This is a genomic window from Arthrobacter sp. H5, assembly GCF_000520595.1.
GTDB lineage: Bacteria > Actinomycetota > Actinomycetes > Actinomycetales > Micrococcaceae > Arthrobacter_D.
Genome location: NZ_KI914999.1, coordinates 1 through 9,517, shown reverse-complemented (window position 1 = coordinate 9,517; position 9,517 = coordinate 1). Strand labels below are relative to the sequence as shown.

The 9,517-nt window shown below is 64.9% G+C and carries 10 protein-coding genes; 5 read left to right on the top strand and 5 right to left on the bottom strand.

Annotated features, from left to right (window positions below):
- The 3 genes from Y708_RS24715 to mca form a co-directional block, all read right to left on the bottom strand.
- Positions 1 to 1,723: thioredoxin domain-containing protein (locus Y708_RS24715; protein WP_051478954.1), on the bottom strand; the 1,723-nt coding region annotated here is incomplete at its 3' end.
- Positions 1,724 to 1,726: 3 nt separating this feature from the next.
- Entirely contained in the window at positions 1,727 to 2,047 is a 321-nt protein-coding gene (locus Y708_RS0112335; protein WP_028280175.1) for a hypothetical protein, read from the bottom strand.
- A gap of 49 nt (positions 2,048 to 2,096) precedes the next feature.
- Complete coding sequence (mca, locus tag Y708_RS0112330) at positions 2,097 to 2,993, bottom strand: mycothiol conjugate amidase Mca (protein WP_028280174.1); 897 nt, start codon at positions 2,991 to 2,993, stop codon at positions 2,097 to 2,099.
- 112 nt (positions 2,994 to 3,105) lie between these two features.
- On the opposite strand from mca, the gene Y708_RS0112325 reads away from it, so the two are divergent.
- Both Y708_RS0112325 and greA read left to right on the top strand, forming a co-directional pair.
- Positions 3,106 to 3,543 carry a DUF4307 domain-containing protein gene (locus Y708_RS0112325; protein ID WP_028280173.1) on the top strand — a complete coding sequence of 146 codons (438 nt, stop codon included), beginning with the start codon at positions 3,106 to 3,108 and terminating at the stop codon, positions 3,541 to 3,543.
- Positions 3,544 to 3,751: 208 nt separating this feature from the next.
- A complete protein-coding gene (gene greA, locus Y708_RS0112320; protein WP_028280172.1) occupies positions 3,752 to 4,249 on the top strand; it encodes a transcription elongation factor GreA in 498 nt (165 codons plus the stop codon).
- Here the strand turns inward: greA and Y708_RS24710 are convergent.
- Both Y708_RS24710 and ilvA read right to left on the bottom strand, forming a co-directional pair.
- Positions 4,246 to 4,842 carry a rhomboid family intramembrane serine protease gene (locus tag Y708_RS24710; RefSeq protein WP_051478953.1) on the bottom strand — a complete coding sequence of 199 codons (597 nt, stop codon included), beginning with the start codon at positions 4,840 to 4,842 and terminating at the stop codon, positions 4,246 to 4,248. The genes greA and Y708_RS24710 overlap by 4 nt on opposite strands.
- Before the next feature lie 9 nt (positions 4,843 to 4,851).
- Positions 4,852 to 6,105 (bottom strand): threonine ammonia-lyase, encoded by a 1,254-nt coding sequence (ilvA, locus tag Y708_RS0112310; protein ID WP_028280171.1) that lies wholly within the window; start codon positions 6,103 to 6,105, stop codon positions 4,852 to 4,854.
- Positions 6,106 to 6,421: 316 nt separating this feature from the next.
- Here ilvA and Y708_RS0112305 point away from each other — a divergent pair, with 316 nt between their 5' ends.
- Genes Y708_RS0112305 through galK form a run of 3 tightly spaced genes read left to right on the top strand, consistent with a single transcriptional unit; the run spans position 6,422 to position 9,452 of the window.
- On the top strand, positions 6,422 to 7,183 hold the full coding sequence (locus tag Y708_RS0112305; RefSeq protein ID WP_028280170.1) for a DeoR/GlpR family DNA-binding transcription regulator: 762 nt from the start codon (positions 6,422 to 6,424) through the stop codon (positions 7,181 to 7,183).
- Entirely contained in the window at positions 7,180 to 8,316 is a 1,137-nt protein-coding gene (galT, locus tag Y708_RS0112300) for a galactose-1-phosphate uridylyltransferase (RefSeq protein WP_028280169.1), read from the top strand. Before Y708_RS0112305 ends, galT begins: the two co-directional genes overlap by 4 nt.
- Positions 8,313 to 9,452: a galactokinase gene (gene galK / locus Y708_RS0112295; RefSeq protein ID WP_028280168.1), complete on the top strand. Its 1,140-nt coding sequence runs from the start codon at positions 8,313 to 8,315 to the stop codon at positions 9,450 to 9,452. Before galT ends, galK begins: the two co-directional genes overlap by 4 nt.
- Positions 9,453 to 9,517: the final 65 nt, after the last annotated feature.

Below are 9,517 nucleotides of genomic sequence, written 5' to 3'. Positions count from 1 at the left end.
CGGCGGAGGCGCTATAGGCGGCAGAGGTCAGCAGAGCGCCGGCAAACAACGCGACGCCCGAGGGTGTTGCGTTGTCCAGCGGATCCGCGGCGTGCTCAGCGGCCTGCGCGGACAGCAACGGGCCAACGGGTTCGCTCAGATCGCCAATGGTGCCGTCCGTCCGGACAAATTTGGAGACAGCCGCGTTCAGCAACTCCTGGGCGGCCTGGTACCAGCGCGGCTCCCCGGTGGCTGCGTACAGGGCGAAGAAGCCCTCGGCACACCCCGCGTAGTCCTCCAGCAGACCCTCAATTCCACGGGATTCACCGTGATGCGAGACCCGGCGCAGCACTGCACCGTCCCAGTGCACGCGCAGCAGGTACCCGGCCGCCTGCTCCGCTGACCCGATCAATGACGCGTCGCCCAGGAGGGCACCTGCATCGGCAAGCCCAGCCACGGCAAGGCCATTCCAGCCGGCCACCACCTTGTCATCCCGTGCGGGCTGCGGGCGGAGACTGCGCGCATCCATCAACCTGCCGGACACCGAGTCCCACAGTTCCTGCTCTGTGCTGTTCCAGGCCCTGCCGGGGTGCAGTGTGAACTGCCCGTCCTCCATCCGCCCGGCCCGCGGATCGAACAGATCCATCACGGCCGCGGCTTCTCCACCTAAAAGACCGTCGATTTCCCCCCGCGTCCAGGTGTAGGTTCCGCCCTCCACGCGCTGGCCGTCCACCAGGGTGTCAGCATCGAGTGAGGAGGCAAATGCTCCTCCGGGCACGGTGAGCTCCGAGCGCATCCAGCCGGCAACGCCCCTGGCTGCGCGGGCGCCGAGCCCGCGCAAGTCATCGGTGCCTGCGTCGACCGACCACCTCGCATACAACCGGAGCAGTTGCACGTTGTCGTAGAGCATCTTCTCGAAATGGGGCACGGCCCACGCACGGTCCACCGCGTAGCGCGCAAATCCGCCGCCCAGCACGTCATGGATACCGGAAACCGCCATGGACGCGAGTGCACGGTCCGCCAGGCCGGCGGCTGTTCCGGCGGCATCGTCTGCGCCCGAACGTGACCTGGCCAGCAGGAAGGCAAGGACCGACGACGGCGGGAACTTGGGTGCGCTGCCAAATCCACCGTGGACAGGATCTTCCTGCGCTGCCAGCGCATCCACGGCGCCAGACAACGCCGTGGGATCAAAGGCGTGGGCGCCGTCGTCGTGCGCGTTGAGAAGCAGGCCGCCGGCCTGCCGCTGCGCGGCTCCCAGGCTCCCCGCCAGCCGGGCTGCGCTGCTGTCCACTTCGGCACGGCGGTTGGTCCAGGCATCGCTGACCGCGTCAAGGACCTGGCGGAAGGACGGCCGCCCGGGCATGGCGCGGGGACCAAAGTAGGTGCCGGCGAAGAAGGTGCGCCCATCGGGAAGTGCGAAGACGCTCATCGGCCAGCCGCCCTCGCCGGTCATTGCCTGGGTGGCGGCCATGTAGACGGCGTCAACGTCGGGGCGTTCCTCACGATCCACCTTGATGCTGACAAACCCACCGTTCAGCTGGGCGGCGGTGTCCGCATCCTCGAACGACTCGTGTGCCATCACGTGGCACCAGTGGCAGGCCGCATAACCCACGGAGATGAAGACCGGAACATTCCGGCGTTCGGCTTCGGCAAACGCCTCATCGCCAAACGGCCACCAGTCCACCGGGTTGTCCGCATGCTGGCGCAGATAGGCCGATGCTTCGCCACGCAGCCGCTCTGCCATGGGCTAGGGCGCGTCCGGCCCGTGCTTGCCGCCGGGAACCGGGCGCGTATCAACTTCCGGAGCGCCGGGCTCCTCCGATGGGACCTCTTCCGAACGCTCACGCAACTGCTGGGCCTCTTCCTCGGCCAGCGCCCGGTAGCGCACCCGCCGGATCCGCTTGACCATGTCGCGGATCAGGAAAATGACTGCCACCACCAGGAACAGCGTGGCAAGGAAGCCGAGCGTGCCCGGCGTGACCTGGCTGGGGTCCAAACCAGGCCGAAGGGACGGTTCATCACCCGGCTCCGGAGTCACAGCGGCAGCCAGGTTGAGCAGGAAAGACACGTTGCACTACTTTCGACGGCGACGGCGGATTGTGGGCATTCCGCCGAGATTATTCTATGCCCGCGTCCACTCCCGCGAAGAAGTCGCTCTCCGGCAGCTCATGGTCCACCCGCGAATGGATCAGCGAATAGTCTTCCCATGGCCAGACCCGGCGCTGCATATCGGCGGACACTGCGAAGAAGAAGCTGCCAGGAGCAATCTGGGTCCGATGCGCCAGGAGCGCGCGGTCACGGTGTTCAAAGAAATCACCGCAATCGATTTGGGTGGTGGTCTTATGCGTGGGCGCCGCGGGCTGATGGCCCTCGGCGTCAGCCTCCAGCCACGCCGCGATGCGTTCCGCATACGGTGACTGCAGCCCCGCTTCCTCCAGCGCAAAGTGGAGTGCACGAAAGCGTTCGGGATTGAAAGCGCGGTCATAGTAGAGCTTTGACGGTGCCCACGGCTCACCTGTACCCGGGTAGAGCGCCGGGTCAGCTGCCGCTTCGTAGGCTTCGACGGCCACCTTGTGGGCCATGATGTGATCCGGGTGAGGGTACCCGCCGTTTTCGTCGTAGCTGAGAATCACGTGCGGCTTGAAATCCCTGACCAACCGGACCAGGGGCGCGGCGGCCCGCTCCAACGGCTGCAGCGCAAAGCAGCCGAAGGGAAGCGCCGGGAGCGGGTCCCCCTCCGGCAGACCGGAATCCACAAATCCCAGCCACCGCTGATCGATTCCAAGGGCATCCGCGGCGTTGGCCATTTCGAGGCGCCGCAGCCCCGCGAGGTCCCTGAGCGCGTAGGGCTCGTGGGCCACCTCCTCATTCAGGATGTCGCCGCGCTCTCCCCCGGTGCAGGTGGCAACCATGACCGACACGCCGGCTGCGGCGTAGCTCGCCATGGTTGCCGCGCCTTTGCTGGACTCGTCATCCGGGTGCGCATGCACGGCGAGCAGGCGGAAACCTGTCATGGAAGGGGGATACTCCGGGCTGGGCAATGAATGCTCCTGAACTCTTTCGCTGACTTCGCGATGAAACGGATACTGGCAGACGGTCAAACGGACGGCGGGTAAAATGGAGGTGATGAGCACCGACCACGCGCCAATACCAAGAGTAGCCAACCGTTACGGTGCCCCCAAGCCATCCCTGAAGAGCAGTGCAAAGCGGCGGATCATCTGGACCGTTCTTGCGGTGGCCGTCATAGGGACTGCGCTCTTCAGCCTCATGACCGGGATCAAGCCGGTCACCTTCAAGGATGTCGGATTCAACATACCGGGCCCAACGTCGGCGCGGGTGGATTTTGATGTCACCAAGGATCCCGATGCCACCACCCAGTGCGCCATTCAGGTGCTCAACGAGTCCTACGCGATCGTGGGTTGGAAAGTGGTCACCATCGGCCCCACCAACGCGGATGACGGCATTGACAACGGACGCACGACGGCGCACAGCACCGAGCTGCGGACAGAGTCACCGGGCGTGACCGGTGGCGTCAATTCCTGCTGGATGGTGGAGTCCCCTTAAGCCGTCCGTCAGCGCGTCTCTTGGGTTATTGACGGTTGCTGACTACAATGAGTCAATACGTTCCACCCCGCCCCGCAGATGAACTTCAGGGAATAGAGGTCATCAGCAGGCGGGGTCTTTGCTTGTTGGCATCCCTGCTGGGCCCCGACCAACAGCAAAGTTTTCCATCCCGAAGCCGCACCTGTGGCTCTCGGACGTACCTAAGGAGATGCCCGTGCCCACCAACAGTCCATCCGTTGCATGGCTCACGCAGGAGTCCTACAACCGCCTCAAGGCTGAGTTGGAACACCTTTCCGGACCGGGCCGCACCGAGATTGTTGCCCGCATCGAGCAGGCACGCTCGGAAGGGGACCTGAAGGAGAACGGCGGCTACCACGCGGCCAAGGAAGAACAGGGCAAGGCCGAGGCGAGGATCCGGCAACTCACGGAGCTGCTGAACAACGCCCATGTAGGCGAGGCACCCGAAGACAACGGAATTGTGGAGCCCGGCATGCTGGTTGAGGCGAAGATCGCCGGGGACAAGGAGTCCTTCCTTCTGGGCAGCCGCGAGGTGGCCGGCGACACCGACATTAACGTCTACAGCGAACGTTCACCGCTGGGCGCTGCGATCCAGGGCCACAAGGCCGGGGACAAGGTCACCTACACCGCTCCGAACGGCAAGGACATCACCGTTGAGATACTCTCCGCGAAGCCGTACGCGGGCTAGTTAGGCCATGGTGAATTGGCGGTCGGTCTCCTGGAGGGGACCGGCCGCTTTTTCATGATCAACGCGGCCAGCACGCCGCCCACGGCACCGAACAGGTGGGCCTGCCAGGAGATGTTGGTGCCGAACCGCGGCAGGATGCCCCACAGCACCGACCCGTACATGAGGAACAACACGGCGGCAAGAGCAAGCTGCTTCCAGCTGCGGTTATAGAAGCCGCGAACCAGCAGGTAGGCAAACAGGCCAAACACCAGGCCTGATGCGCCGATGGTGATGCCTCCTCCGAAGATCCACACACCCACCCCCGAGGTGAGCCAACTCGTCGACAGGGCAATTGCAAACCTCTTGGCGCCTTCAAGCAGCACCAGGAAGCCCAGAACCAGCAGCGGAAGCGTATTGCTCAACAGGTGGCCAAAGTCAGCGTGAAGCAGCGGCGCGAAGATGACGCCGTCGAGCCCTTCGAACCGCCTGGGTTCTATGCCCACCCAGCGCACCAGCGCAAAACCGGTCAGCACGTTGATGATCTGTACGGCCCAAAGGACCGCCGCCAACACCGCAACGGTCACCAGTCCGCTTTGTGCTCTCCTTGCAAGCATGGCCGCCCCTCAGCCTTGAATGACCAGGGGTTGGAAGCCTTCAGCGCGCAGGTTCCCCAGTACCAGCTCACAGTGCTCCTCCCCCTTGGTTTCCATGTTGATCGTGATGGCCACGTCTCCCATGCTGATCGATCCGCCCACGCGGGTGTGGTCCACGCCGGTGACATTCGCATCGGATTCGGCAATGATGCGCGAAATGGTGGCCAGGGAACCTGGCCTGTCATCGAGGAGCATGCGCACCACCAGATACCGGCCGGCGGCCGCCAGACCTCGTTGAATCACCTTGAGCATCAGCATCGGGTCGATATTTCCGCCGGAGAGAACGACGGCGGTGTTCCCCGGGTTGGCCCCGTTTTCGGTGAGTTTGCCATCGAGCAGGGCTGCGACGCCCACCGCGCCCGCGGGCTCCACCACCATCTTGGAGCGCTCCAGCAGGAAGATGAGGGCCCTGGCGAGCGAGTCCTCGCTCACGGTGACAACGTCATCCACCAGCTCCTTGATGATGGAGAAGGGCAGCTGGCCGGGCCTGCCCACGGCGATGCCGTCCGCGATGGTTGAGACTTTCTGTAGCGGCACCAGGGCGTCAGCGGCAAGCGACGGCGGGTAGGCCGCCGCATTCTCTGCCTGCACACCGATAATCCTGATCTCGCGGCCCAGTTCACGGGCGCGGGCCTTAACAGCGACGGCAACGCCCGCCAGCAGGCCACCGCCGCCCACCCCCATGAGGATCGTGTCGACGTCGGGCACCTGCTCAAGGATTTCCAAACCGATTGTGCCCTGCCCGGCAACCACATCCACATTGTCGAAGGGGTGGACAAAGACGGCGCCGGTTTCATCCGCGTATCGCTTGGCCTCGGCGAGCGCCTCGTCCACGTTGTGACCGTACAGGACCACTTCGGCCCCATGACCCCGTGTTGCTGCGAGCTTGGGCAGCGCGACACCGAGCGGCATGTAGATCCGGGCACTGATGCCCAGCCGGCTCGCCGCCACAGCCACGCCCTGGGCGTGGTTACCGGCTGAGGCAGCAACCACGCCACCGGCACGTTCAGCTGGCGAGAGCTTGGCCATTCGCACGTAGGCGCCACGCACCTTGAACGAACCCGCGCGCTGCAGGTTCTCGCACTTGAGCGACACTTTGGAACCGGTCAGCCGTCCCAATGCCCTGGAGTCCTCGATCGGGGTGTGCGCAATGACGCCCTCAAGGAGCTTCTGAGCCGCCTGAACGTCAGCCAGGGTTACTGCGAGCCTACTGAAATCTGTCACTGTGTGTCCTTTTCGTCAGGCTCCGGGCGCCCACCAACAGGATCAGACCCACCCGCCATGCCCAGGCGGCACCCACCCGTAGGGCATAAGGGACATCCCCACCCGGGGAGCGTTCCGCGGGCGTCTCGGGAGCGCTCTGGAAGGCAGAGTAGGTCTTCCGTTGCGGGAGGCGAATCATGGATCAATCTTTTCACAGTTGTGCTGGCGGTTTGCCTGGCCCTGCATCACCCGCCCACCGGCATATGTTTGATAATGTTCGAAAAAGTTGTATTTTGTTAAAAGAATGCGAACAGACCCACCAACCCCAAGGACTGCCGTGCTCGCAGCCGAACGTCACGCAGCGATCCTGGACCGGCTGCACACCAGCAAGACCGTCCGGGTCAGCGAACTGGCCGATTTCCTGGGCGTCTCCGAGATGACCATCCGCCGCGACATCGACGGCCTGGATGCCGCCGGCGCCCTCCGGAAAGTCCACGGCGGTGCTGTCACCTGGGCATCCCTCAGCGCACTCGAGCCCGGATTTCCGGCCAACGCGGAGAAGGAACTCGACTCCAAGCTGGCCATCGCGACCGCCGCGGCAGCGCTTGTGGAACCGGGAATGACCGTTGCGCTGACCGGCGGTACAACCACCTTCCAACTTGCCGGGCGACTCCCGGCGAATATCACGGTGATCACCAATTCCCTGCCCGCAGCGGATCAGTTGCACCGGTTCGGCGATCCCTCCACAACGGTGCTGCTGACTGGCGGCGAGCGCTCCCCGTCGGAGGCACTGGTTGGCCCGCTGGCCACAGCCGCAGTGCGAGGATTCAACGTTGACATCTGCTTCATGGGCGCGCACGGAGTGGACCTCCATGCAGGCATCACAACGCCCAACCTCGCCGAAGCCGATACCAACCGCGCCTTCGCACAGCAGTGCGCCAGCCTGGTGCTGCTGGCCGACCACACCAAATTCAACATCATCAGTCTCGCCCACGTTGTCCACCTCGACCGGGTGGACAGCATCGTGACCGACCGCCGTGTCCCGGGCTACGCCAGCCTCACCCAACTGATCACCCCAACCCCCAAGGACGCCCCATGACGCATGTGACACCGACCCGGCTCTCCGACGGGCGGGAACTGATCTACTTCGACGCCTCCGCAGGCTCCGCTGAAACCCACCGTGGTCCCGCGGCCGCCGCCGATCAGCGCGGCCTGCCCCCGCGCGGCGCGACAGGGGACGTCCGCCATGACGCGCTGACCGGTGAGTGGACCGCCGTCGCTGCCCACCGGCAGACCCGCACCCACCTGCCGCCGGCTGACCAGTGTCCGCTGTGTCCGTCGTCGTCGGCCAATCTTTCCGAAATTCCAGCCCGGGACTACGAGGTGGTGGTCTTCGAGAACCGCTTCTCCTCCTTTGGGCCCGCCCTAGGCGGCCTACCCTCCATTGCTGCCGGTGAAGCGGGGTGGGGAACGACGACGCCGGCATACGGCCGCTGCGAAGTGGTCGCCTTCGATTCTTCCCATGAAGGATCCTTCGGCTCCCTGACACCTGAGCGGGCGCGGACGGTCATCGACGCGTGGGCGCACCGCACCGAGGCCCTTTCGGCCATGGACGGCGTCAAGCAGGTGTTCTGCTTTGAAAACCGCGGCGAGGACATCGGCGTCACCCTGCTGCATCCACACGGCCAGATCTACGCCTACCCTTTTGTTCCGCCGCGTGCTGCACTCATGGGGCAGACCGCCCGACGGTACTTCGACTCCGTTGACGGCAGGGAGACGCTGATGGGTTCGGTCCTGGAATCCGAGCGCACTTCCGGCGAACGTATGGTTCTCGAAGGAAAGCATTTCAGTGCCTTTGTGCCGTTCGCGGCACGCTGGCCTCTCGAAGTGCATCTGGTGCCCCACCGCAGGGTGCCCGACATTGCAGCCCTGAACGGTTCCGAACGCGACGAGCTGACCGGCATCTACCTTGACCTTCTGGCCCGCGTGGACGGCCTGTACACCACGCCCACCCCGTACATCGCCGCCTGGCACCAGGCTCCCCTGGACCCTGAGCTCCATCCCGCGAGCTATCTTCACCTTCAGCTGACATCGCCCAGGCGGGCGGAAGACAAGCTGAAGTTCCTCGCCGGCTCGGAGGCCGCGATGGGAGCATTCATCAATGACACCACTCCGGAGCAGGTTGCTGAGAACCTCCGGAATGCCGCTTCCACAGGAACGGACACCCCATGAACCTCGCCACCCGCTTCGAAGCCCGCTTTGGCCGGACCCCTGCCGGAATATGGCGTGCCCCCGGACGCGTCAACGTCATCGGTGAGCACACCGACTACAACGACGGCTTTGTGCTGCCCTTCGCCATTGATCGTTTCACCACCGTGGCGGCCAGCATAAGGACTGACCGGACAGTGCGGGTCAGCTCCACCTTTGCCCCCGGGGACGTTGTGGAAGTGGACCTCGAAGGTTTACAGCCGGGAGACATCAGCGGCTGGGCCGTGTATCCCGTGGGGGTCCTGTGGTCGCTGGAACAGGCCGGACACCGGGTGTTGGGAATGGACCTGCTACTCGATTCCGATGTTCCCGTCGGCGCCGGACTCTCCTCCTCGGCGGCGATCGAGTGCGCCGTCGCCGTTGCCGCGAACGAGCTGTTTGACCTCGGCCTCACCGGCCCTGAGCTGGTGCTGATTGGCCAGCGCGCCGAAAACGAGATGGTGGGCGCACCCACCGGCATCCTTGACCAGTCGGCGTCGCTGCTGAGCAGCCAGGGGCACGCCGTGTTCCTGGACTGCCGCAGCCAGGAATCCCGGCTGGTCCCGTTTCCGCTGATGGAGGACGGCCTCACAATGCTCGTCATCGACACCCGGATCAGCCACTCCCATGCGACGGGTGGCTACGCGTCCCGCCGCCGCTCCTGCGAGGTGGGTGCCGATGTGATGGCGGTCGCCGCGCTCCGGGATCTTTCGGAGTCCGACCTGTCCGAAGCCGCCGGCCTGCTCGATGAGGAAACGTTCCGCCGGGTACGCCACATTGTCACGGAAAACGCGAGGGTGCTGGCAGCGGTCAAGTTGCTGGAGTCGCAGGGCCCCCGTGCCATTGCCCCGCTCCTGGATGCCAGTCACGCGTCGATGCGGGACGATTTTGAAATCTCCTGCCCCGAGCTTGATCTGGCCGTCGACATTGCACGCGATGCAGGCGCCCTCGGTGCGCGGATGACCGGTGGCGGGTTTGGGGGTTCGGCGATTGCGCTGACCAATAACGACGACGTCGGCCGCGTCACCGAAAGTGTCACGTCCGCGTTCGCATCGGCTGGCTACACGGCGCCGGCGATCTTCGCCGTCGTGCCGGCGGAGGGTGCGGGCCGGGTGGAGTAAGCACGTCCCGGCAAGCGGGGATCGACCAAGCGACGAAGTCCCCCAACCGGGGATCGACCAAGCGA